The sequence below is a fragment of the Streptomyces sp. NBC_01515 genome (assembly GCF_045040345.1).
GTDB lineage: Bacteria > Actinomycetota > Actinomycetes > Streptomycetales > Streptomycetaceae > Streptomyces.
In genome coordinates this window covers 11,173,913-11,196,324 of sequence record NZ_CP109416.1, presented here as the reverse complement: position 1 = coordinate 11,196,324, position 22,412 = coordinate 11,173,913, and the positions used below count along the sequence as shown (strand labels likewise).

The following is a 22,412-nucleotide window of genomic DNA, read 5'->3' as shown; positions in this document are numbered from 1 at the left end:
GACGCGCGGGAGCCAAGGCAACTCTCCGACGGACGGGCCCGGTGGGACGAGGAGGTGGGTCGTGCCGTCCAGCAAGTCGGCGGACCGTACCCGCACCGACGTCCTGTTGATCTTCCCGCCGCAGACCGAGGCCAGGTTCTTCCCGTATCTGAGCCTGCCCTACCTGACCGGCCACTTGCGCCGCCGGGGTCGGCGGGTGCACCAGGCCGACTTGAACATCGCCGTGCTCCACGAGCTGCTGCGCCGTCCCGCTCTGCTGGACGACGCGGTCCGTGCCCAGGGCACGGGCGACGACGGTACGGCGGTGAGCGACTGGTACCGCCGAGCGGTGGCCGACGTGTTCGCCGCGCACATCGGCGACCTGCGTGCCCACGTCCTGCACAAGGAGCCGGCCGGCGAGCTGGGCCCCGACCGTGCGGTCCGGCTCGCCGGCCTGGCCCTCGAACTCCTGGTCCGCGACACCCTCTTGGTGCGGACGTGGGAGAACCTCGGCCAGCTCGACGATGCCGTACGACGGGCTGCGGCCCGGCCGCCGGCCGCGTCCGACGTACCGGTCGCATCGCTGCACCGCCTGGTGAGCGGGCTGCTCGGCAGCCATCGCCCCCGGGTGGTCGGCCTGTCCGTGGCGTTCTTCAGCCAGCTCGCGCCCGCGCTGCTGATCGCCGCCTGGATCCGGCGGCTGGCACCGGACACCCTGATCTGTCTGGGCGGTCAGCAGGTGATGCTCCGCCACGACAGCCTCGCCCGGCTGCCCGGCGTCCTGGAAACGGTCGACGCCCTGTGCCCGACCGCGGGGGAAGAACCGCTCGAACGCTGGCTGGACGCGCTGGACGGGACGGTGCCGCTCACCGCCGTGCCCGGCATGACCTGGCTGGCACGCTTCGGGGCCGAGCCGCGCACGGGGCCCGCGGTGACCCTGCGCTTCCGTGACCTCGGACCACCCGACTTCACCGGGCTGCCGTTCCGCTCCTACCTCAACGACGCCCTGGAGCTGGCGATCGTCTCGTGCGTCGGCTGCTACTGGGGGCGGTGCGCGTTCTGCTCGTACGGCAACAGGGCGCTCCCGCAAGGCGGTTACCAGCAGGGCACCGCGACCCAGATCGCCGACGCGGTGGAAACCGTGGTCCGCGCCACGGCCACCCGGTACGTGTCGGTCGCGGACGAGAACACCAACCTGCGGCTGATCCAGAGAGCGATGCACACGGTACGCGAACGCGGCATCCGGGTCCGGTTCGGTGTGCGCAGCCGACTTGAATCCGCCCTGACCGACCCGGAGTTCTGCCTCGATCTCGCCGCGGCCGGCTGCGCGATGATCTCGGTCGGCTACGAGGGCACCTCGCAGCGCCTGCTGGACCGCATGGACCGGGGTGTGCGCGCGGCCGACTACCAGCGGATCCTCGACAACCTCGACGCGGCGGGCATCACCGTCCGCTTCACCGTGATGGGCCAGGTCCTGGACGAGACGCCGGACGAGTTCGAGGCGTCCCTTCGCTTCCTCGTCGACAACGAGCGGCGGATCGGCATCGACGCGCTGGAGCTGATGGTCGCGGAGCCCGGCAGCAGACTCGTGGGCAGCCCGGAGGAGTACGGGCTCGCCCTCGACGCCACGGACCGCCTCGCGGGCAACCCCGAGCTGAGCTACCTGGCCGGCCGGGTCGGCCACCCCCTGTCCGTCCGCGGCGGCCCGACACGCACCGAGGCACTGGACCGCCTGGTGCGGATCTTCCGCACCGTCAGACCGGGACGTACGAAAGCCTCGGCATCGTCGCACCCCGCCCCGAACGGCCCGCGCGGGCCCGCCGTCGCGGCCCTGCGCCCGCACACGTGGGTACGCATCGTGCCCACGTCCGCCGACGACCGCACGGCAGACCGCGTCACCCTCGCCGACCTCGTCCGGAAGCGGTTCTACGCACTCCCCCGCGACGACGTCGAACAGCGCGCCGACGGCCTGCTCACGGCCCGCACCGACCGCGGCGGCCGGCTGCTGGCCCGCCTGGCCGACGCGGCGGCGGGCACCGTCGACCCGGAACGTTCAGCAAGCCCGGCCCCCTCAGCCAGGAGCTCGTCATGACGCAACCGCCGCGCACCACACCCGGCGGCGCCGCCACCGTCAACGAAGCCCCGCGCCGGATGGGCCTGGGGGTCCTGATGGACATGCCGTGGGGCGGCGGACGCCTCGGCAGGCGCGGCATCGGATTCGTGGAGAGCGACGACGGCGGCGGGGACGTCACCGACCGGGTCCGCGCCTTCCTGCACCGCCACGGCGGCGACTTCGCGTACTCGGCCCTCGCGTTCCAGCCGCGCTCACGCGCCCGCGTACGACCGGCCGACTACGTGCGCGCGTACGACCGATTCTTCGAGGCGGTGCCCGCCGGGTCGGCCCGCGCCTTCCACCAGACCGAGCTGAACATGGGCACGCCCGAGCGCTACGACCGCCGCCCTGCCGCCGAGTTCACCAACGAACTGGCCGCCCGCTACGGCTTCTCCTGGGTGGTCGAGGACCTGGGCATCTGGAGCCTGCGCGGCATACCGATGCCCTATCCGCTGCCGCCGCCGCTGACCGAGCCGGGCCTGGAGATCGCCACCCGGAACGCGGCGGAGGCGGCCCGGCTGCTCGAACCGCCGCTGCACGTCGAATTCCCCGGCTTCACGGAGGGCGGCTCGTTCGTCCTCGGGCACATGGACGCCTTCGAGTACTTCGCCCGGCTGGCGGAGGACGCCGAGGTGTGGGTGACGCTCGACGTCGGCCATCTGCTCAGCTACCAGTGGCTGAGAGGACGTACCGGAAAGAGCATGTACGACGGGATCGAGGCCCTGCCCCTGTCCCGTTGCCGCGAACTGCACCTGTCCGGCTGCCAGATCGTGGGCGGCAGGTTCCGCGACCTGCACCACGGCGTGCTGCTGGACGAACAGGTGGAGCTCACCGAGTATCTGCTGCCGCGCTGCCCGAACCTCCTCGGGGTGTCCTACGAGGACCCGATGTACCGCGAGGACGGGCAGTTGGTCGAGAAATCCCGGCGGAACTACACACGGCTGCGGGACCTGGTCGCCGCCTGGCAGCGCGAGGAGGCCGAGTGACCACGCTGGAGCCGGGTGCGTCGCTGGACGGCGAGCGACTGACCGACCTGCTCATGCGGCTGCTGCTGGACGCGGACCTGCGGGCCCGGCTCGCCGACGAGGGCGCCGAGGCCGTGGCGGCGGATCCCGGCGAGCTGGAGTGCCTGGCCTCCGTCGACCTGGCCGAACTGGACACCACCGCACGCCGGTTGCGCTCCCAGGTCTGGCGGCCCGGCAGCGGCGGCAGTCTCGCGACCACGTTCCCGCACAGCCTGCGGGTACTCCAGGGCACCGGCGCCACGGAGTCCGACCTGCTCACCGGCTTCCTCGGCTCACCGCACTTCACCCGGTTCCGGCTGATCCCTTACACCGCGCCCGGGCTGTCGGCGGAGGAGGCGTTCGCGTCCTACCTGCTGGAGGGCGTCGAGGAACGGGCGCTGCGCGACACCGTGACGCACGAGCTGATGATCGCCCTGTTCACCGCGCTGACGTGTGAGCAGCCGCTGTCGTTCGTGATCGAGGCGGAGGGGATCGTCCCCACGGAGCGGGGCCACGCGGCCGTGCGTACGTATGCGGCGTCGTCCGTGGCCACGTGGGGAGCCACCACCGGCGGGCGTCCCTCCGCGGAGGCCCAGGGCGCGGACGAAACGCACTACGCGTACTTCACCACGCCCGCCGGACTGGCTCACGGCGTGGTGTCCGGGCGGGTGGCGGAGGCCTTCGAGGCCGGACCGGCGGACCGGCGCGAGACCGCGCGGCGGGCACTGGCCCGCCGCGGACTGTGGTGACGGGGAGAGGATGCGCCTTGCACATCGTGTTGGTGGACATGCCGTGGTCATCGCTCGACGCGCCGTCCCTCGCCCTCGGCATTCTCAAACGCCGCATCCTCGACGTCTTCCCCGACGGCGCGGCGGACGTCGAAGTGGTGCACGCCAACCTCGACTTCGCCGACTGGGTGTCCGCTCGCACGGAATACGGCTTCGAGGAGTACGAGTTCTGCTCGACCTCGTACTTCTCCGGACACAGCGAGTGGATCTTCTCAGGCGCGCTCAACAACCAACCCCGTTGGCGGGTGGCCGAGTTCACGGAACACTTCGGCGAGAAAATGCCGGAGCACATGCTGGCCAAGGCGCGGGAACTGCACGAACTCGCGCCGCTGTTCGTCCGGGAGACCGCCGCCAAGATCGCCGCGACGGCACCGGACGTGGTCGGCTTCACCACCACGTTCGCGCAGAACGCGGCGGCTCTGGCCGCGGCCCGCCTGGTCAAGGAACTGGCGCCCGGCACCACCACCGTCTTCGGCGGCGCGAACTGCGACGGCCCGCAGGGCGCAGCGCTGCACCGCAACTTCGAGTACGTCGACTTCGTGGTGCGCGGCGAGGGCGAGATCGCGTTCCCCAGGCTGCTCGCCGCGCTCCGCGACGGTGACGCCGACGACCTGGCCGCCATCCCCGGCCTGTGCCGCCGCGATGCGGAGGGCCGGTCCGTGGCCCATCCCATGAACGCGGCGCCGCTGCCCCCGGGAGCGCTGGTCACGCCCGACTACGGCGACTACTTCGAGCGGCACGCGCAGTCCACCGCGGGCGGCTGGGTGGAGCCGCGGCTGGTGGTGGAGGCGTCGCGCGGTTGCTGGTGGGGCGAGAAGCACCACTGCACCTTCTGCGGTCTCAACGGCTCGTTCATGGAGTTCCGCAGCAAGGACCCGCGGCGGTTCGTGGAGGAGATCCTCGGCCTGGTCGAGCGCCACCGCGTGCTCGACGTCTGGGTCACCGACAACATCCTCGACATGGCCTACCTCAACTCCATGGCCCCGCTTCTCCAGGAGTCCGGGTACGACCTGCGGCTGTGCTACGAGATCAAGTCGAACCTGCGGCGCGAGCAGCTGGCGACGCTGTACGCGGCGGGAGTCAGCTATGTGCAGCCCGGCGTGGAGAGCCTCAGCAGCCGGGTGCTGAAGCTGATGGACAAGGGGGTGACCGGCTGTCAGAACGTACGGCTGCTGCGGGACGCGGAGACCGTCGGCGTCAACCTGAGCTGGAACTATCTCTACGGCTTCCCCGGGGAGACCGAGCAGGACTACGACGAGATCGTCGACCAGCTGCCCGCGCTGCACCACCTCGGACCGCCGGCGAACTCCACCCGCCTGAAGGTCGAACGGTTCAGTCCCTACTTCGACCGGCCGGAACTGGGCTTCGGCGACCTTCGCCCGGCCTCGCACTACCACCACATCTACGACCTGCCCGAGGACGAACTCGCCGACCTGGTGTACATCTTCGACTCACCGCACCAGGGCATCACCGGCGCCTGTCTGGACCGGCTGCGCACGGCCGTCGCCGACTGGACACGGGCGTACCCGCGCAGCCGCCTGACCCACTGCGACCTCGGCACGCACATCGTCCTCGTCGACACCCGGCCGGGCTTCTCCTGGCGGCTCCTCGACCTCACCGACCCGCTCGAAGTAACGGTGTTCCGGCTGCTCGACACGCCGCACAGCGTGCCGGCCCTGCTGCGCAAGACCGCTGCCCGCCGCGGGGACACGCGGGAGTCACCCGGAGAGGTGACGCAGGAGCGCGTCACCGACCTGCTGGCCCACTGGCTCGGCCTCGGCCTCGTCTTCGCCGAGGGCGGCCAGTACGTGCACGTCGCGCCCGCCGTGGCCAACCAGGACCTGCTGCGCCTCGACGGCGCCGGACTGCACGGGGACGACACGTCACTGGTCCCCGCCCTGGCAGCCGCAGCCGCCGCGGGAGGCACCCGATGACCACGGAACTGACGCTGTGGAAGGACCGCGACCCAGCGGCCATGCGCCTTCCGGGCATCTACTACGGCGCCCTCGAAGGGCCGCCCGGCAACCCGGTGCACACCGTCGGACAACTCGCCTCCGAGGGCGTCCAGTTCGTCCGGGTTCCCGAACCCGTGGACCTCACCGATCCGGACGGCGCGTCCGCGGTCGCCGTCCTCCTCCTCGTCCGGGAACTCACCAGCCGCGGCATCGCGGTGGACTGGACCCTGCGTATGGCCGACCCGGCCCAGTGGCAGGCGCTGAGCCATCTGCACCCTCCGGCAGCCGTCCTCCGCGGTTCCACGGGAGAGGACAACGACGCAGGCGTGGTCACCGCGTGGCGCGGCTCGTTCCACATCGCGAAGTGCGGTTACCGCCGCGGTCCCGGTTTCCTGGAGATCCGCGACCATCGCTGGGGCTCCTTCCGACGCCTGGTCGTCAACGCCCCCCGCAGCACGGCTTTCCAGAGGCTGCTGGACGGCGTGCCGGCGGTGGCGTCGGCGTCGACGGAGCGGGTTCTGGAGCGTCACCTGCGCGAGAACCTGGTCCATCGCGCCGGGCGTTACGTGTGGTGGACGCCGTACCGGCTACGACGCTGGCCGCTCAGCACGACGATCCCGTAGGAACCTCTCGACCCACTGTTCCGTCAGCTCGTCGGCCTGACGCCTGATACCGGGAGCCGGCAGCGACGCGGACGCGCCGACGCCGAGGAAGTCCAGACAGCCGCGCAGTCCTGCTTCATAGTCGGCGACCAGGTCCTCGTAGACGACGGTGTGCGGGAGGACCCCGTGCCGGCCGAAGTAGTCCTCCCAGACGGCCGCGTCGCGGTCGAGCATCCGCAGATGCCGGCGGATCTCCTCATAGCCGTACCGGGGAGCGGCGCGCGTGCGCCCCTCCGGCAGAAAGGTCCCGTCCAGGATCCAGACACCGGTCTGCTCGGCCATCGTGTACGACACGGCCTGCCGTAACCGGTCCCTGCGCTGGATCCAGATGTACCGGGGTGCCTGGAGGATGTCGTACGGGTCGGCCTCCAGGCTCCCGAGGTGCCCCGCGTGGATCCGCAGCCCGAAGACGCCGTTGGGGCTGGTCCTGCACGTCATCAACCGCCGCACATAGCCCGCCGCCAACTCCCGCGGATCGTCGGAGTCGAATCCCCACCGCTCGAAGAAGTCCAGCACGAAGGCGTCGGCGAAGTAGTCCTCGGCGAAGCCGGCCAGCCCGGTGTGCCACAGGCCACGGGCGAGCATGTTACTGCCGCACCGGGGCGTCGACGCGAGCACATAGCGGACCGGCGGCAGACCGGGGAAGTGAGGGAAGTCGAACTCCGGGCCGTTGGTCCGATAGCGCAGCGCCATGAGACCACCTTCGCGCCAGGCACCGGTCGTTGTCATCGGCTCCGCAGCGGGAACCGGCCAGGCCAGGCCGCGAGCTTGTGCCTCCGGGCAGCGACGCCCATCCCTGCCGGTACGTGCTCGTGCGGATCGACCGACCAGCCGGAGTCATCGGAGAGCGCACATGTGTCACCACGCCTCATGGGCCCCGGATGTGACTCGGCGCCGTGGGCCGATCCGGCTCTCAGCAGTCCAACGGGTCCGGCCCCTCAACACCAGGCTGAGGGGCCGGAAATGGTAGCGGGAGTCGGATTTGAACCAACGACCTCTGGGTTATGAGCCCAGCGAGCTACCGAGCTGCTCCACCCCGCGTCGCTGTGCTCACCATACGCCATGTGGCCGTATCCGACAGGGAATTACGAGCGAGCGGAGATACAGAGCGCGGCGAGCGGGACCCATCCGGTCGCCACCGGTCTCGTGCCGCGTTCCGGACGATCAGCCCAGCTCGAAGACGCGGCCCGTTTCCGCTCCTTCGATCGAGCGGACGTAGGCCTGGACCACCCGCTCCAGAGGCTCGGGGTCGAAGCCGGGAAAGAAGTCGGCGAGCCAAGTGAGCTCCGCCTTGCAGGAGTTGCGGGTCGACGACCCCGCGCAACCCGCGCCGGTCGCCGAACGCGCGCGGCTGCGCAGGCCGCCCACCGGGAACAGCCCCAGGGCCCACGGCCTCACCAACTTGCCCCAGTCCTCGCCGCCTTGAATCGTTGTCGTCTCTATTGACCTCGGCTCGGAGGGCGAACTACGGTTCCGGCACTTGCAGTGATTGAAACGATTCAACAACTGCTCACCCGTGACGAGTTGGGGCTGAACCATGCACGAAACCCACCCGCAGCGTGGCGGTGCGACACGTCGGTCGGTACTGGCCGCCGGTCTGACGACGGGCGTTCTCGCGGCACTCGGTCCGGCAGCGAGCGCCGCCGCCGCCTCCGGGACGGCTCGCTCCAACGAGGCTGCTCCTGCGGCGAGTTGGTTCGCCGGTCCTGCCAAGGCGGTCCGGCCCAGGTTCCGTTGGTGGTGGCCGGACGGGCTGGTGGACCCGGTGGAGATCGCGCGGGAGATCGACCAGATGGCCGACGCGGGATTCGGCGGCGCCGAGATCGCGGCCGTCCACCACAGCATCACCGACACCTCCGTCCTGGACACCGCCCGTCACGGTTGGGGCAGCCCGGCCTGGCGTGACGGCGTGAAGGCCGCTCTGCGGCAGGCCGCCCGCCGCGAGCTGACCATCGACCTGACACTCGGGCCGAGTTGGCCCGTCGCCGTGCCCGGTGTGACACCCGATGACGACGCCGCGGTGAAGGAACTCGCCTACGGCAAGGCCACGTTGACCGGCGGCGCGGCCTACGACGGACCGGTGCCGGCCTCCGTCCACCCGGCCGCCTCCGGTGTGGCCGTGCAGAAGCTCTTCGCCGTCCAGGCCGCCCGCGTCAACACCGCCTACTCCAGCGGCAAGGCGACCGGCCTGGACGCCGACAGCGTCACCGACCTGACCGACCGGGTCAGGGGCGGCGACCTCAGCTGGACCCCGCCCGACCCGGCGACCTGGGTGATCCTGTCGTACTGGCAGCGCGGCTCGGGCCAGCAGCCCGAGGCGGGACCGCACTCCTCGCCCGCCGCGTACGTCGTCGACCACTTCAGCGCGACCGGCACGGCGGCCGTCACCCGCTACTGGGACTCCACGATCCTGGACTCCACGCTCCGCCAACTCCTCAGAACGGCGGGCAACACCTTCTTCGAGGATTCCGTGGAGCTGGAGACCAAGGGGCTCCAGTGGACGCCCGGCCTGCCCGCCGCCTTCCGCGAGCACACCGGACGCGACCTGCTGCCGTACCTGCCGGCCGTCGTCCTCGACAACGGCAACCAGATCTTCGCCTTCGAGGCGCGGCTCACCCAGGAGATCCGGCACGACTTCTGGGAGACCGTCTCCGGCCTGTTCAACGAGCACCACCTCGGGGCACTCAAGTCCTGGGCCCACGGGCACGGCATGAAGCTGCGCTCGCAGCCGTACGGCCTCCAGACCGACGCGATCGCCTCGGCGGCCGTTCTCGACGTCCCCGAGGGCGAGTCGCTCGGTTTCAAGAACCTCGACGACTACCGCTGTCTCGCCGGCGGACGGGACATGGCGGGCCACCGCATCCTGTCCTGCGAGGCGGGCGCGTACGCGGGCGGCGCCTACAACACCACCTGGGACAAGTTCCTGCGCACCATGGGCGGCGCGTACGCGGCGGGCGTCAACCAGACCGTGATCCACGGCTTCTCCTATGCCACCGTGCCCGGCGTCAGCTGGCCCGGCTTCGCCGCGTTCAGCCCGTACAGCGGAGCACCCGGATACGGCGAGTCGTGGGGGCCTAGACAGCCCACCTGGCACCACGTCCCCGACATCACCGGCTATCTCGGCCGCGTGCACGAGGTGCTCCAGTCGGGCACCGCCCGCGCGGACATCGCCGTCTTCCGGCAGACCGGCTACACGGCGACCGGCATCGGGGCGTCCTGGCTCACCTCGACGGGCATCCCGCTCGGCTGGACCCACCAGTTCCTGAGCGGCCCCCTGCTCGACCTGCCCACGGCCAAGATCTCCGGAAAGCGCCTGGCACCCGACGGGCCCGCTTACAAGGCCCTGTTCCTGGAAGGCGACTTCTTCTACGGCTCCACTCCCACGCTCGCCGTCGCCGACGCCCGCAGACTCCTGAAGTTCGCCCGCGCAGGCCTGCCCACCGTGCTCCTCGGCGCCTTCGACCAGCCACTCACACCGGGTCTCCCCGACGACGGGGAGCAGGATGAACTGCGGTCCCTGACCGCCCAGTTGCTCGCGCTGCCGAACGTCCGCCGGATCACCGACAAGACCCTGGTCGGCGCGGCGTTCGCGGAACTCGGCGTGACCTCCGACGCCGTCTACTCCGTGTCCTCGACCCTGCTCAACGCCCACCGGGTCACCGACGACGCCGACTTCTACTACCTGTGCAACGGCAAGCACGCCGAGACCGTCAAGCCCGCCGTCGCCCTCATCGACCACGACGTCACGCTGCACGCGACCCGTCGCAAGGGCTCCGGCGCCGTCCCCTACCTGCTGGACCCGTGGAGCGGGCGGGTCACCCGGCTCGCCCAATACACCCAGGACGGCGACGCGTTCACCTTCCGGGTCACCCTCCAGCCGGGCCAGACCCTCGTCGTCGCGCTCGGCGGCCCGGGACTGTTCGGGGACCGCTGCGGCAACCGTCCGCACGCGGTCGCCACCGACGCGGACAGCGTGCTCTTCGCGGACGGATCACTGGCGATCCGCGCCTCCACGGCCGGGACGCGCACCACCACCCTGTCGAACGGCCGCAAGGTCGCCACGAAGATCCCCGAGGTGCCGGCCGCCCTCACCCTCGACCGCTGGACCCTTTCCGTCGACGACTGGCAGCCCGGCACCACCGCGACCACCACCACGATCGTCAAGCACAGCCTCGCCCTCGACGCCCTGCTGCCCTGGTCGCAGATCCCCGAACTGGCCGACGTGGGCGGCATCGGCCGCTACCGGACGACGGTCACGCTGCCCAGCACCTGGACCTCCGGCACGGGAGCCCTGCTGAAGCTGGGCAGCGTGACCGACACCTGCCGGGTCACCGTCAACGGGACACGCCTCGACCCCGTCGACCGGATCAACCCGGTCGTGAACCTCGGCGGTCAGCTGCGCCGCGGCGCCAACACCATTGAGGTCGAGGTGGCCACCCCGTTGTTCAACCGGCTGCGCATCAGCAACCCCGCGGTGTTCGGCACGTCCGCCAGGCAGAACTACGGCCTGGTCGGACCGGTCCACCTCACGCCTTACATACAGCAGACGGTGGCCTAACTCCCGGCACCGGCACGGATCCCGGCGGCCGTAGAGGTGAACGGCTCCCGGGATCCGTACGGTTGACTGCTCGTCGACCGCAACTGCCCACCCCGTCGATCCGGCTCCACGCCCGTTCCTGACCCGCGGTCATGGCGGGCCAGGCGAGCGCGGTGACGGATCGGTCGTCGCAGAGCCGGGCAAAGGCGAACGCACCCGGGCAACCAAAGGTCCGGCTCAGCCCGATGGCGACGTGTCGCCCACCTCGGAAACGTTCAACGGCACCCATGATGCCACCCTTGCCACTAGAATTGGTGTCATGACTGCCATCACGCTGCGCATTCCCGACGCCATGGACAAACAACTGCGCGACGCCGCCGCCGGCTCCTCGTCCCTCAACGACTACATCGTGCGAGCCGTACGACGTCAGATGACCCTCGACGCCGCGCGCAGACTCGCCTCCGTCGCCCCCCTCGACCTGGCGGGCGAAGGCGACGCCCTGTGACCGTCCGCAAGGGCGACGTCTGGGACGTCGACACCGGCAAAGGCACCCGTACCGTTCTTGTCGTCAGCCTCGACGGACTTGCCGACGCCTACGGCGCTGTCGTCGTCCTGGTCCTGCACGCCCCGGCCCAGCACCCCGACACGGCGATGAGCGTGCACCTGGCCACCCCGGTCGACGCCTCCGCCGTCGCCGTCAATCTCCTCCAGCTCTCCACGCTTCGCTTCGAAACCGGCACACCGCACGGGAACATCGGCCCCGAACAGCAGGAACTCGTCGACAACGCCCTCCGCGCGGTCCTCGACCTGTGAGCCGGTGGCGTACGGCGCGGCGAAGCCCGCATCGAGCAGAAACACCGGCCGGCCGATTCGCGCGTGGTCGGCAGGGGCGCGCCAAAGGTCAAGAGCGTTGATCCTGGTGGCGCCGGTCGCGACGCCGACGTCGCGACCGACGGCAGCAGGACGACTTCCCTCAGGCGCCGAATCCGCCTTCGCCGGAGGCCGTCAGCGCAGTCGACGCGCCCGCAACACCACGTCATCGGTGTGGTGCGCACCGGCGCCACCGTCAGGTGCCACTCGTGGCCGCTGCTCGTCCACCTCCACCGTCCAGTCGTCGTCGAGCAGAGCGGCCACCATGGAAGGCCAGACGTAGTCGGCCGGGTCGAATCCGCCGTCGTGCTCGTGCCGGGTGTCCATCCCCGCGTGGTGCACGAGCAACAGCACGCCGCCGGGCGCGACGGCCGCGAGCAACGCTCGCTCGGCTGCGGCGTCGGCTGTCCGCAGCAGAGCCGGGTACTGCGCGGAGACCAGGTCGAAGGAGGCCGAGGGGAGCGCCGCTTCCGTCAGTGCGGCGTGTACCCAGCGGACGGTGACACCGGCGTCCCGTGCGTGCCCCACGGCCCGCTCCAGCGCCACGCCCGAGACTTCGAGCGCGGTCACGTCCCAGCCGCCGCGCGCGAGCCAGACGGCATCGGCACCCTCGCCACAGCCGACGTCGAGCACCCGTCCGGGCGTGAGCCTGGCGACCTCGGCCACGAGCGCGCCATTGGGCCGACCGCTCCACAGTTGCCGGCTGTCGGCGTATCGGTTGTCCCACTCCGCCCGGACCTCTGGGTCTCCGACGTATCCGTCGGCAGGCAGGGAAGTGTCGGGCGCGGACGATCCTGCGATGTTGTCAGTCACCGGCCCACGGTCACCCACCTGGCCCTGGTGACACCAATCTTGTTGCTGCTCCGGCAAAACGGCGGCTCAGCTCCTCACGCCGGCGTCACCTCCACCGGCAGCCTCTTGATGCCGTTGACGAAGTTCGAGCGCACGCGCGGCACCTCGCCGGCCAGGCGGATGTCCGCGAGGCGGGGCATCAGCTCCTCGAACATGATGCGGATCTCCGTGCGGGCCAGCAGGTTGCCCAGGCACAGGTCGCCCTCCTTGATGCGTCTGCCGCCGAGTTCGACCTCGCGGGTGACGGTCCGGCGGAAGTGGTGGGCGGGAGACGCCCAGCGCAGGAACTCCTCGACCGCCGTGGGGATCAGAGAGCGGTCGGCCTGGAGGCGGGCGAGCTGCTCCGGGTGCTGGAGCAGGGCCAGCATGGAGTGGGTGATAATGTGCCGGGTTGTCTCGTTTCCGGCGACGACCAGGAACAGAAAGTAGTTGTCGACGTCCTGCGCGGAGAGCGGGACGCCGTCGCGCGGGGTGGTGTTGACCAGCTTGGAGACCAGGTCCGTCCCCTCGCCACCGCGCCGCTGACTGGCCAACTCCCTTCCGTACTCGAAGACTTCGAGCGAGGCGGGTGAACGGAACGGCAGGTCGCGGCACTTCTCGCTCTCCTCGCTGTGCAGGAGTACGTCGGCGTAGTCCGGGTCGGTGTTGCCGATGATGCGGTTGCCCCAGTCAATGAGCCGCTGGTTGTCCTTGGGCGGCACGTCGAGCAGCCGGGCGAGCACGTTGACGGGGAAGCCTGCGGAGATCTCCTTCACGAAGTCGAAGCTGCCCTTGGCCAGCGCCGCGTCGAGGGTCTTCGCGGTCAGGCCGCGCAGGAAGTCCGCGTAGCTGTTGATCACTCCCGCTCCGAACTGCCGCTGGATCAGGCTGCGCAGGGCTCGGTGGCGGACGTCGTCGAGTTCCAGGATGGAGGCGCGTTTCTTGATCTGGTCGTCGTCGACCTCTTCGAGGTTGACGAACCGGGTGGAGGTGAACGTCTCGGCGTCCCGGTCGACCCGGGCGATGTCGGCGTGCCGGGTCACCGACCAGAAGCCGGAGTTGGGGGCCTCCTCGGGCTGCCAGTGGACGGGGTCCTCGTGGCGCAGGGTGTGGAACATGCGCCAAGGGGTCACGCCGTCGGTGAAGTTGTCGAGGTCGGCGAGGTTCACGTCCGCGAGGGGCGGTGGTTCGTTCGCGGCGGCGGGCAGGGTCGTCTCGGTCATCGGTGGCTCCTGGGGGTCGTACGGTCTGTCACAGGTGGTAGGCGTACTCGGTGAACTCCCAGTCGGTGACGTGCCGTTGGAAGCGCTCGACCTCGTTCCGCTTGCAGGAGAGGAAGGACGTGGTGAAGTCCCTGCCGAGCACCTCGGCCAGGGCGGTGTCCGCCTCCAGCGCGTCCAGGGCCTCGGAGAGGGTGCCGGGCAGCACGGTGGAGCGGGCCGGGTCGTAGCCGTAGCCCTCCAGCGGGGCGGGCGGCTGCTCTGCGGCCACCACGCCCAGCAGGGCTGCGGCGATGGTGGCGGCGATCGCGAGGTAGGGGTTGGCGCTGGCGTCGCCCAGCCGCAGTGCGAGCCGGGCTCCGGACCCGCGCTCGGGCGGGATGCGGACCATGGCACTGCGGTTGTCGAGCCCCCAGTCGATCAGCCTGTCGGGTCCGAAGCGTTTGTAGGAGTTGATGGTCGGGTTGAGCAGCGCGGCGAGGGCGGGCGCGTGCGCCGTCACCCCGGCGACGGAGTGCCGTGCGGTGGCCGAGAGGCCGTAGGGCCCGGACGGGTCGTCGAAGGCGTTGCGGCCCTCGGTGTCGTGGCTCGACAGATGGAGGTGGAAGCCTGAACCTCCGGCGTCGTTGAACGGCTTCGCCGTGAAGGTGGCGAGCCTGCCCTCCTTGCGGGCCAATTCCTTGATCGCGGCCTTGAAGCACAACGCCCGGTCGGCGGCCGACATCGCCTCCGAGCGGACCAGGTTGATCTCGAACTGCCCGCCGTCGAACTCGTGGTTTCCGCTGAGCACGCCGATGTTCAGGTCGCGGACCTGGCGCAGGGTGCGCAGGAGGTGGTTGTCGGGGTCGGCGCGCAGCCCCGCCGTGTAGACGACACCGGGGTCGGACGCGTACCGGCGCCAGCCGCCGACGGCGTCGCGTTCGCAGAGGAAGTACTCCAGCTCAGGGCCGATCTGCCGAACCCGTCCACGCTGCTTGAGGCGTCCCAGGCATGACGCCGAGCAAGCCCGGTGCCAGCATGTTTGCCTGGGTCATGCCCCCAGATCCTCCGTCACGGGCAGGCACTCGGCGAGCAGGTCGACGATGTCGCGCCAGGCTCGCTGCGCGTGCTGTGGGTGGTAGCCGACGCCGGGGACCGTGGGGTGGTCGACCGGCGGATGGTGGAAGGCGTGCAAGGCGCCGCCGTAGAGCGCGAGGCTCCAGTCGACGCCCGCGTCCTGCATCTCGGCGGTGAACGCGTTCCGTTGTGCGGGCGGCATGATCGGGTCTTCCGACCCGACGCCGGCCCACACGGGGCAGCGAATGCGCGCCGCCTCGCCCGGTCGGCCCGTGGTCAGTGCGTTGACTGTCCCGATCGCGCGCAGGTTGACGCCGTCGCGCCCGAGTTCCAGCCCGACGGCGCCCCCGGTGCCGTAGCCGACGACGGCGATCCGGTCGGGGTCGGTCCGCGGTTCGGTGCGCAGCACGTCGAGCGCCGCATGGCCGATGCTCCGCATCCGGTCGGGATCAGCGAGCAGTGGCAGGCAACGGGCCAGCATCTCCTCAGGGTCGCTCAAATAGCGCCCGCCGTGAAGGTCGAAGGCCAGCGCTACGTATCCCAGCTCGGCGAGAGCATCGGCCCGGCGGCGCTCGACGTCGCTGAGCCCCATGCCCTCTGGTCCGAGCAGCACTGCGGGCCGACGGTCGACACCGGCCGGGAGCGCGAGGTGCCCGATCATCGTCAGACCGTCGGCCGGGTACTCGACCGTACGCGTCGTAATCGTCGTCATGAGACTGGACTGTAGTGATCGTCGAGCCCGGTCCGGCCGGTGTTCTGCCGCTGGCAGAGCAGCGCGGACATCCCCCTGAAATACGGCGAGGGCTCACAAGAACCGTCACAAACCTCGTCCCCACGCCGGCTTTCCCTCCCGTTGCCCCCTTGACCCGTATCTCGGTCAGACCTCTCACCGGTCGCGTCGCGGCAGCCGCTCGGCGACCAGGTCGTAGGAGCCCTCGACCGCGTCGGTGACCAGCCGTTCGGTGATGCCGGGTCCCGGCCCGAGCGAGATCCAGTGGCGTTTGTCGAGATAGCGGCCCGGTGTGATCGAGGTATAGCCGCGTACGTGGGCGCGTGCGTGTTCGGGTTCGCACTTGACCGTGATGATCTGATCGTCCGGGTCGTCGGTGACGATCAGGAACACCTTGCCCGCGACCTTGTACACGTCGAGTCCCGGGGTGAAGGGGTAGCCGTGGCTGACGTCGGGAAGGGCCAGGGCCGCCTGGCGGGCGGTGTCCTGGAGGCGGTCACCGGCCGTGTTCACCGGGCCGCCCGCGTGCCGGTGCCGTAGGTGTGCGGGTCGACAGGCCGCTCGGCCCTGGGCAGGTGGGCGACGACGAGCCGGTAGGAGTCGGTGACGAGCTCCTTGACGAGCTCCTTGTCGACGCCTTCTCCGCACTCCAGCGTGATCCAGTGCTTCTTGTTCATGTGGTAGCCGGGGGTGATGTGGCTGTACTGCTCCCGCAGGGCGTGGGCCTCGCCTGGGTCCGCCTTGAGGATCACGACGGGACGCCCCGGGACTTCGGTCATCAGCATGAACACCTTGCCGCGTACCTTGTAGACCTCCCAGTCGGGGCCGAAGGGGTGCTCCAGCTGGGCTCCGGGGAGTTCCTCCGCGAAGTCGGCGGCGGTCTGGTGCAGGGCCGGTCCATTCATGGGTGGTGAGCCTTCTCAGGTGGTGACGGACTGTGGCATCGACGGAGGCGGAGGGCGCCGCGCGGTCGCGGCGGTACGTCCCATCCTCCCGTCGAAGCCGACAAAGAGGGCGGTAGACTGCGGACACGTGATGGTCGAGAAGCGACACCCCGACCCGAGCGGAACCGCGACCGGTCCGGCCTCGGTTCGGCTGTACGGTTTCCAGCCCCCGGTCGGTACTCCGTACGGCCTTGAGGTGAGTACCGTCGAGGAATTCTTCGCCCAGCACGACGACTGGCCGTGGAACCCGCCCCGTCCGGGCCGTGCCACCTTCCACTACCTGATCCTGGTCACCGAGGGTGAGTTGCGGCACGACGTCGACTACGTCACGCGGACCGTCGCCCCCGGCCAGTGGCTGTGGGTGCGTCCCGGGCACGCGCAGTGCTGGCATCCGCCCGGCGCGGCCCGCGGCCCGTTCATCCTGTTCGAACCCGACGTCCTGCGGCCCGACATCGCCCGCCTCCTGGCCCCGCTCACCGCGCACGACGCCCCCGCCGTGCTGAGCCCGCAACCTGACGACGCCGCCTGGCTCCAGCAGACGGCACTCCAGCTCCTGGACGAACACCGCGCGCTGGGGCGCCGCCCCCTCGACATCCACCACGCCCTGCGGCGCAGCCTGCTCGAATCGCTGCTGCTGCGCCTGGCCAACTCCCCGGGCATCGCCCCCATCGCCACGGCCACGGCCGGCACCGGCCGTGCCGACAGGTACGGACGCTTCCTGGACACCTTGGAGCTGCACTTCCGCGAGCTGCACCAAGCCGCGGACTACGCCGAACTGCTCGACTGCTCGGTCCGCACCCTGAGCCGCGCCGCCCGGGACGCCACCGGCAAGGGGGTACGCGAGCTCATCGACGAGCGGCGCCTCCTGGAAGCCCGGCGCCTGCTGAGAGGCGCCGGGTGGGATGCCCGGGCGGTGGCCGTCCACCTCGGCTTCACCGACCCCGCGAACTTCGGCCGCTTCTTCCGCGACCGCACCGGCCTCACCCCGACCGATTTCGCGGCCCGCGAGGCCACGACCGTCCCCCCTCCTCTCCCTGGTTGACGATCTCGGTGGTTTCCGGCCGGGTCTCAGTCGACGGCCTCGAAGGTGACGTCGACCGTGCCGTCGTACTTCTTGAAAGCATCGGCCCCCGAGCCGATTTCGCCGAGGATGACGATGCCGGGGTCGGGGATGGACTCGCCGTCGTGGTCATAGAAGATGGCGATGTCGGGACCGGGTGACCAGTAGGCGATGTTGCCGATCTCGTAGCTGAACCGCGGCTCGCCTCCTGCGGCGAGGGACCGGGACAGGTGACCGTACTTCTCGCGCTTGAGCAGGTCGTTCATCTGCAGCGTCAGCGGAAGCAGCGAGGCGAAGTCGCGTGCCGTCACGTTGTCGTCGAGGGTTGCGTTGAGCACGGTTTCTCCGGCGGTCAGTCGGATTCTCATATGGGTTCCGCCCTCTGGGGTGTTGTTGGAGTGATCGTCGGCGGCCGACACGTACGCCCTGTTCATCAGGGGTACGAGCTTCGGTTCGGCACGGATCCCGGGAAGGTGACTTCGACACCACCGCGATGGCAAGTCGATCCACTTACCATCCTCGGCTGCCCAGGTTTCAGCCCTCCAGGACGACGACGTGCTTGCCCGGTGTGGTGCCGGATTCGAGGTCGGCCTGGGCGTCTCGGACTTGTTCCAGGCCGTGGTAGACCTTCGCGACCGGGACGTTGAGGCGTCCGGCGGCGATGGCCTGGAGCTGGTGGGCGAAGACGTCGGCCGGGAGGTCGGCGGCCTGACCGCCGTAGGAGGTCAGGCGTACCCCGAAGGGGATCATGAACGGGGTGAAGTCCGGGATGGACCACTGGCCTGCCAGGGCTCCGGTGAAGCAGACGGTGCCGTGCCGGCGGACGGCGTTGAGGGTGTCAGAGAGGACCGAGCAGCCGACCAGTTCCAGGGCGGCGTCGACGCCGTCCGGGATCAGCTCGCGCACCTGGTCGGCGAGGGTGCCGTTGTCGACGAGGGGATGGTCGACGCCCGCGGCCCGCAGTTCCCCGGCCCGGCCGGCGCTGCGGGTGGTGGAGATGACGGTGGCGCCGAGGTCCTTCGCGATGGTGGCCGCGCTCAGCCCGACCGTGGAGGTGCCGCCGCGGATCAGCAGCGTCTGCCCGGCCTTGAGGTCCAGGCCCGTGGTCAGCGATCCGTAGGCGGTCTGGAACATCTCCGGCAGCGCGCCGACGACCTCCCACGGCAGGCCGGTCTCGAACGGGATGACCTGCCCTGCAGGGACGGTCACGTACTGGGCGTACGCGCCGTCGTACGAGCGGCCCATGCCGCCCATCATCGTGGCCACCTGCTGCCCCGGCCGCAGCGCGCTGTCCTCGTCGGCCTCATCGACCACGCCGACGCCCTCGATGCCGGGCACACGCGGGTAGGTGACCACCGCGTCCGACTCGCCCTTGCGGGTGGTGACCTCGGACTCGTTGACGCCGAACGCCTTCACCCTGATCCGCACCCAGCCGGGCTTGCGTACGGGCACAGGCACATCCTTGATCTCCAGTGCGTCGAGGCCGCCGGGCCGGGTGACGACGACGGCCCGCATCGTCGCCGGTGCGGCGGCGCCGGCTGCTGTTCGTTGGCTCATACCGAGTTCCTCACTCTGTTTCGCCCCCTTGGTGCGCTGTTGCGGATGGCGTCCCGCCAGCCGTCAGGGACGGTCGATGCCCTCCCACAGGCCGAGGGCCTGCTGGTAGTGGGCGGTGGCCTCGAAGGGCGGGTTGCCGACGCTTCCCGAGATGGGCCGGTCCGTGACGGCGGGCCACAGACGGGACTGCTCGCCGGTGGCGAAGTCGAGGACGATGTCGCGGATCCGCGTGTCACGCTCGGCCTGCTCGGGGCTGCGGCCCGGCTGTTCCTGGCCGACCAGGGCGTACATCTCGCTGCCGTGCACGGCGGGCGCACCCTCGGCGGGCCCGATCATCAGCAGATGGGCGTTGCCGCCCGCGGCGGCGTGCGCCAGGGCGCCGCGGGCGGCCGGGAGCGCGAAGAGGTAGTCCGCCATAACCGCGGCGCGGACCTCGGCCGGGGTACGGCCGCCCTGGTCGTAGGCGTCGACGATCTTCTTCGCGCGGGAGCGGGAAATACGCCACCCCGCGACCTCGTCGACGATGCGGTCGAGGGTGCCCGGGTCGAACCGGTCCAGGTCGTTCGCCACCCACCAGCCCATGTCGTCACTCGCCATGCTCAGCAGCACGTCGACATCACGGTGCGCGCCCGAGGCAAGGACGTCCATCGGATGGGCGTGCACCACCGCGCCCGGCTGCCCGATGTCCAGGACGACGCCGGTGGCCTTGTTGTCCACCCCGCCACGGACTCCGAGATCCGTCGGGGCGACCTTGCGCAGGGCGCCCCTCAGGGAGACCGCGTCGAGGTCGAGCAGCTTCTCCGGGTTGTCCGCCACGCCGAGTTCGGTGACGAACCGGTGCGCGAGCTCCTCAGCCCACCAGGCCGGGACGCTGCGGGCGGGCCCGCCGGAGAACCCGGCCAGCCGCCGGTACAGGCCGTCGGCGGAGGAGGCGCCGAGCAGACCGAAGGTCGTATAGGCGCCGGCGCTGTGGCCGTAGACGGTGACGTTGTCGGGATCGCCGCCGAAGTGGGCGATGTTCCGCTGGATCCAGGTGAGCGCGGCGATGACGTCCTGGAGGAAGAGGTTGCTGGCCTCAGCCAGGGCGCCGCCGTACTGGGAGAGCGAGAGCGCGCCCAGCGCGCCGAGCCGGTAGTTGACCGACACGCCCACCACGCGCCCCGACGCGGCAAGACCAGCGGCGTTCGAGGTGGTCTGCGTGTTCGCGCCGAACTCGAATCCGCCGCCATGGATGTACACAGCCACCGGAAGCGCCTTCCCGGCCGACTGCTCGGGAGCCCACACGTTCAGGTTCAGGCAGTCCTCGCCCATCCCGCTGTCCGCTTCGAGCCAGTCGCCGCTGTCGGGCTGGACAGAGACGACGCCCTTGCGGTCATAGGGGCGGTCCGGATCGAAATCCGCGACCACGGGGCGGCGGTATCGCTCGGCGGTGGCGAACGGGATACCCCACCAGGACCGCACCCCTGGTGCAGTCGGAGCCTCGGGCGCGGTCGCGGTCATGGCGTGAGATTCCTTCCCGTGCGGTTCGGGTCTTTCGCGCGGCGTGTCGGCGGCTGATCGCTCGCGGTGGCGCTCCCCAATCATTGCCTGTGACCCCACAAATCACCTGACAGACAGCGGTCACCTGATGGTCACCAGGCGACACCTGTCTGTTCCTCCTCTTCTTCTCGTGGCCCGTCGCCGGGCAGGTGAGAGCGACCTGAGGCCCTGCCGTCAGCGGGCTCCCTGGCTCGACACGCTGACTTGCCCCGGAAAGCCGGTGCGACTCGCGGGCCCGAGCCTGCTGCCGCATCCGGCGGTGATCTCCCGGCCTCGCCCAGGAACGCGAGCCGGCTGCAGAAGGCGACGGGTGCGGTGTGACGCGGCGTGGGAGGGCTTCGTTGTCCCAGCCGACGCCGCCATGGGCTGGCTGAAGAACAAGGGCCCCATGACACGGGCAGAGGGGAGGACGACCAGCCGATGAGGCTCCCATGCGCATGCCACAGTGCGGCGCATCTGGACCGTGGAGCTGCGTCCGCAAGCAGGCGGCCCCACGCTCGTCTGCCCACCTGCACCGCCCACACTTCTCCTCTCGCTGACTCCTCCGCACTGGCACATCTGGCCTGCCACGCCCGCGCCGACGTGCTGCCGGTGTATCTGCGCAGCTGTCAGTGCCGGGCTCATGGATGTTCGTGGCATCCGCGTCACCGCGGATGCGCCGGGCCGGCGCGCCTTGCCCTCACCCGTGACCGCAGCGGCCGCTCCTGGCGGCTGGCCCATGCCTGCACGGCCTGCGCGGGGGCGACCAGTCATACCGCCGTGGTGCCGGACACCCTGCTCGCCTCCGCCCTGCCGCAGTCCTCCACCTGCCCGCCGTCCCCTGCCAGCGGCCCCGGCCCGGAGCCTGCCGAGCAGGTACGCGTGCGGGAGATGCTCACCTACCTCGGCGCCGCGCTGCCCCGGTTCACCTCTCCCTCCGCCCGGCTGCTGAGTCTGCAGTGCGCCCTGCGCGCCGCCATTCGCGGTCATGTCCGGCTACCGGCGGGGCTCCTGCGCGGCATGCGCCTGCGCAGGTACAGGGAGCTGTGGCAGGAACTGGTCCACGCCGGCTGGCTGGAGCCGCCGGATGCCAGGTCTACTCCCGTGCAGCTGCGGCTGCTCGATGCTGCGGTTCTGGACCAGGCACCCGGTCGCCGTGCCCGCCGGCGCGCCGCTCATTGGGCACTTCATCCCGTCCCGTTGACCCTGCCGGCGGCACAGGCCGTCATGCGACTGACCGCCCTGGTCCTGGCCGTACACACCGAACACAGCACCGGCCTGGACACTCTCGCGCGCCTGCGTGGGCACTCTCCACAGCAGACCGGAGAACTCCTCGATCGGCTGGTAACAACGGGCACCCTGACAACCCGGCATCACAATCGCGAGACCGATGAAGCAGTCTTGCAACTCCCCCAGTCTCTGCACACGAACCCGCCCTGCAACAGGGCCCCAAAGGCGCCAGACGGCTTGACCTCAACGTCCGCGTCGAACAAGGGACGCCACTGGAGAGGAACAACTGGTTCCGCCTGTCCGTAGTATCTCTATGCCAAGCCATTTTGCGGCAGTCACAACGTCCGTGCCGCCGGTA

At 70.4% G+C, this 22,412-nt stretch carries 20 protein-coding genes, 1 tRNA gene and 1 pseudogene; 10 read left to right on the top strand and 12 right to left on the bottom strand.

The genetic code is table 11. The features are described from left to right. Window positions 1-61: 61 nt before the first annotated feature. The 5 genes from OG407_RS49545 to OG407_RS49525 are packed head-to-tail and all read left to right on the top strand — an operon-like array spanning window position 62 to window position 6,462. Window positions 62-2,071 (top strand): B12-binding domain-containing radical SAM protein, encoded by a 2,010-nt coding sequence (locus OG407_RS49545; protein WP_405868057.1) that lies wholly within the window; start codon window positions 62-64, stop codon window positions 2,069-2,071. After that, window positions 2,068-3,078 carry a DUF692 family multinuclear iron-containing protein gene (locus tag OG407_RS49540; RefSeq protein ID WP_405868055.1) on the top strand — a complete coding sequence of 337 codons (1,011 nt, stop codon included), beginning with the start codon at window positions 2,068-2,070 and terminating at the stop codon, window positions 3,076-3,078. Before OG407_RS49545 ends, OG407_RS49540 begins: the two co-directional genes overlap by 4 nt. Continuing rightward, window positions 3,075-3,845: a hypothetical protein gene (locus OG407_RS49535; RefSeq protein ID WP_405868053.1), complete on the top strand. Its 771-nt coding sequence runs from the start codon at window positions 3,075-3,077 to the stop codon at window positions 3,843-3,845. Before OG407_RS49540 ends, OG407_RS49535 begins: the two co-directional genes overlap by 4 nt. Window positions 3,846-3,871: 26 nt before the next feature. Continuing rightward, complete coding sequence (locus OG407_RS49530; RefSeq protein ID WP_405868978.1) at window positions 3,872-5,818, top strand: RiPP maturation radical SAM C-methyltransferase; 1,947 nt, start codon at window positions 3,872-3,874, stop codon at window positions 5,816-5,818. Then, a complete protein-coding gene (locus tag OG407_RS49525; RefSeq protein WP_405868051.1) occupies window positions 5,815-6,462 on the top strand; it encodes a DUF5825 family protein in 648 nt (215 codons plus the stop codon). The genes OG407_RS49530 and OG407_RS49525 overlap by 4 nt, the downstream gene beginning before the upstream one ends. Here OG407_RS49525 and OG407_RS49520 read toward each other — a convergent pair. The 3 genes from OG407_RS49520 to OG407_RS49510 form a co-directional block, all read right to left on the bottom strand. Then, window positions 6,427-7,194 (bottom strand): Stf0 family sulfotransferase, encoded by a 768-nt coding sequence (locus OG407_RS49520; protein WP_405868049.1) that lies wholly within the window; start codon window positions 7,192-7,194, stop codon window positions 6,427-6,429. The genes OG407_RS49525 and OG407_RS49520 overlap by 36 nt on opposite strands. A 271-nt stretch (window positions 7,195-7,465) precedes the next feature. Beyond that, a tRNA-Met gene (locus OG407_RS49515) sits at window positions 7,466-7,542 on the bottom strand. 123 nt (window positions 7,543-7,665) lie between these two features. Continuing rightward, window positions 7,666-7,899, bottom strand: coding sequence for a hypothetical protein (locus tag OG407_RS49510; RefSeq protein ID WP_405868047.1), 234 nt, complete (start codon window positions 7,897-7,899; stop codon window positions 7,666-7,668). A gap of 139 nt (window positions 7,900-8,038) precedes the next feature. Between OG407_RS49510 and OG407_RS49505 the strand changes: the two genes are divergently transcribed. The 3 genes from OG407_RS49505 (at window position 8,039) to OG407_RS49495 (ending at window position 11,851) form a co-directional block, all read left to right on the top strand. Further along, window positions 8,039-11,059: a glycosyl hydrolase gene (locus OG407_RS49505; protein WP_405868045.1), complete on the top strand. Its 3,021-nt coding sequence runs from the start codon at window positions 8,039-8,041 to the stop codon at window positions 11,057-11,059. 298 nt (window positions 11,060-11,357) lie between these two features. Then, window positions 11,358-11,543: a hypothetical protein gene (locus OG407_RS49500; RefSeq protein WP_328686162.1), complete on the top strand. Its 186-nt coding sequence runs from the start codon at window positions 11,358-11,360 to the stop codon at window positions 11,541-11,543. Beyond that, complete coding sequence (locus tag OG407_RS49495; RefSeq protein ID WP_366499375.1) at window positions 11,540-11,851, top strand: type II toxin-antitoxin system PemK/MazF family toxin; 312 nt, start codon at window positions 11,540-11,542, stop codon at window positions 11,849-11,851. Before OG407_RS49500 ends, OG407_RS49495 begins: the two co-directional genes overlap by 4 nt. A gap of 192 nt (window positions 11,852-12,043) precedes the next feature. Here the strand turns inward: OG407_RS49495 and OG407_RS49490 are convergent, their stop codons facing one another. From OG407_RS49490 to OG407_RS49465, 6 genes and pseudogenes are all read right to left on the bottom strand, one after another. Further along, window positions 12,044-12,721: a class I SAM-dependent methyltransferase gene (locus OG407_RS49490; RefSeq protein WP_405868042.1), complete on the bottom strand. Its 678-nt coding sequence runs from the start codon at window positions 12,719-12,721 to the stop codon at window positions 12,044-12,046. 74 nt (window positions 12,722-12,795) lie between these two features. Continuing rightward, window positions 12,796-13,962 (bottom strand): cytochrome P450, encoded by a 1,167-nt coding sequence (locus OG407_RS49485; RefSeq protein ID WP_405868040.1) that lies wholly within the window; start codon window positions 13,960-13,962, stop codon window positions 12,796-12,798. 28 nt (window positions 13,963-13,990) lie between these two features. Continuing rightward, window positions 13,991-14,947: pseudogene (locus OG407_RS49480) on the bottom strand (glutamine synthetase); the annotation flags it as partial. Between the two features lie 42 nt (window positions 14,948-14,989). Next, window positions 14,990-15,727 carry a dienelactone hydrolase family protein gene (locus OG407_RS49475; protein ID WP_405868038.1) on the bottom strand — a complete coding sequence of 246 codons (738 nt, stop codon included), beginning with the start codon at window positions 15,725-15,727 and terminating at the stop codon, window positions 14,990-14,992. Between the two features lie 174 nt (window positions 15,728-15,901). After that, complete coding sequence (locus OG407_RS49470) at window positions 15,902-16,258, bottom strand: MmcQ/YjbR family DNA-binding protein (protein WP_405868036.1); 357 nt, start codon at window positions 16,256-16,258, stop codon at window positions 15,902-15,904. Then, complete coding sequence (locus OG407_RS49465; protein ID WP_405868034.1) at window positions 16,255-16,650, bottom strand: MmcQ/YjbR family DNA-binding protein; 396 nt, start codon at window positions 16,648-16,650, stop codon at window positions 16,255-16,257. The genes OG407_RS49470 and OG407_RS49465 overlap by 4 nt, the downstream gene beginning before the upstream one ends. A gap of 127 nt (window positions 16,651-16,777) precedes the next feature. On the opposite strand from OG407_RS49465, the gene OG407_RS49460 reads away from it, so the two are divergent. Next, entirely contained in the window at window positions 16,778-17,731 is a 954-nt protein-coding gene (locus OG407_RS49460) for a helix-turn-helix domain-containing protein (RefSeq protein WP_405868032.1), read from the top strand. Between the two features lie 26 nt (window positions 17,732-17,757). On the opposite strand, the gene OG407_RS49455 is transcribed toward OG407_RS49460, so the two are convergent. The 3 genes from OG407_RS49455 to OG407_RS49445 all read right to left on the bottom strand — a co-directional run bounded on the left by OG407_RS49455 (window position 17,758) and on the right by OG407_RS49445 (window position 20,806). Further along, window positions 17,758-18,117: a cyclophilin-like fold protein gene (locus OG407_RS49455; RefSeq protein WP_405868030.1), complete on the bottom strand. Its 360-nt coding sequence runs from the start codon at window positions 18,115-18,117 to the stop codon at window positions 17,758-17,760. A gap of 166 nt (window positions 18,118-18,283) precedes the next feature. Beyond that, the gene (locus OG407_RS49450) at window positions 18,284-19,306 is read right to left on the bottom strand and encodes an alcohol dehydrogenase catalytic domain-containing protein (protein WP_405868028.1); all 1,023 of its coding nucleotides are present in this window, start codon (window positions 19,304-19,306) and stop codon (window positions 18,284-18,286) included. A 63-nt stretch (window positions 19,307-19,369) separates the two neighbouring features. After that, on the bottom strand, window positions 19,370-20,806 hold the full coding sequence (locus tag OG407_RS49445) for a carboxylesterase family protein (protein WP_405868026.1): 1,437 nt from the start codon (window positions 20,804-20,806) through the stop codon (window positions 19,370-19,372). Between the two features lie 801 nt (window positions 20,807-21,607). Between OG407_RS49445 and OG407_RS49440 the strand changes: the two genes are divergently transcribed. After that, a complete protein-coding gene (locus OG407_RS49440; RefSeq protein ID WP_405868024.1) occupies window positions 21,608-22,360 on the top strand; it encodes a hypothetical protein in 753 nt (250 codons plus the stop codon). Window positions 22,361-22,412: the final 52 nt, after the last annotated feature.

Coding starts and splice junctions, on each gene's coding strand:
- OG407_RS49500 (WP_328686162.1), top strand. CDS start 11,358: ATGACTGCCATCACGCTGCGCATTCCCGACGCCATGGACAAACAACTG.
- OG407_RS49520 (WP_405868049.1), bottom strand. CDS start 7,194: ATGGCGCTGCGCTATCGGACCAACGGCCCGGAGTTCGACTTCCCTCAC.
- OG407_RS49475 (WP_405868038.1), bottom strand. CDS start 15,727: ATGACGACGATTACGACGCGTACGGTCGAGTACCCGGCCGACGGTCTG.
- OG407_RS49445 (WP_405868026.1), bottom strand. CDS start 20,806: ATGACCGCGACCGCGCCCGAGGCTCCGACTGCACCAGGGGTGCGGTCC.
- OG407_RS49540 (WP_405868055.1), top strand. CDS start 2,068: ATGACGCAACCGCCGCGCACCACACCCGGCGGCGCCGCCACCGTCAAC.
- OG407_RS49505 (WP_405868045.1), top strand. CDS start 8,039: ATGCACGAAACCCACCCGCAGCGTGGCGGTGCGACACGTCGGTCGGTA.
- OG407_RS49465 (WP_405868034.1), bottom strand. CDS start 16,650: ATGAATGGACCGGCCCTGCACCAGACCGCCGCCGACTTCGCGGAGGAA.
- OG407_RS49485 (WP_405868040.1), bottom strand. CDS start 13,962: ATGACCGAGACGACCCTGCCCGCCGCCGCGAACGAACCACCGCCCCTC.
- OG407_RS49525 (WP_405868051.1), top strand. CDS start 5,815: ATGACCACGGAACTGACGCTGTGGAAGGACCGCGACCCAGCGGCCATG.
- OG407_RS49455 (WP_405868030.1), bottom strand. CDS start 18,117: ATGAGAATCCGACTGACCGCCGGAGAAACCGTGCTCAACGCAACCCTC.
- OG407_RS49450 (WP_405868028.1), bottom strand. CDS start 19,306: ATGAGCCAACGAACAGCAGCCGGCGCCGCCGCACCGGCGACGATGCGG.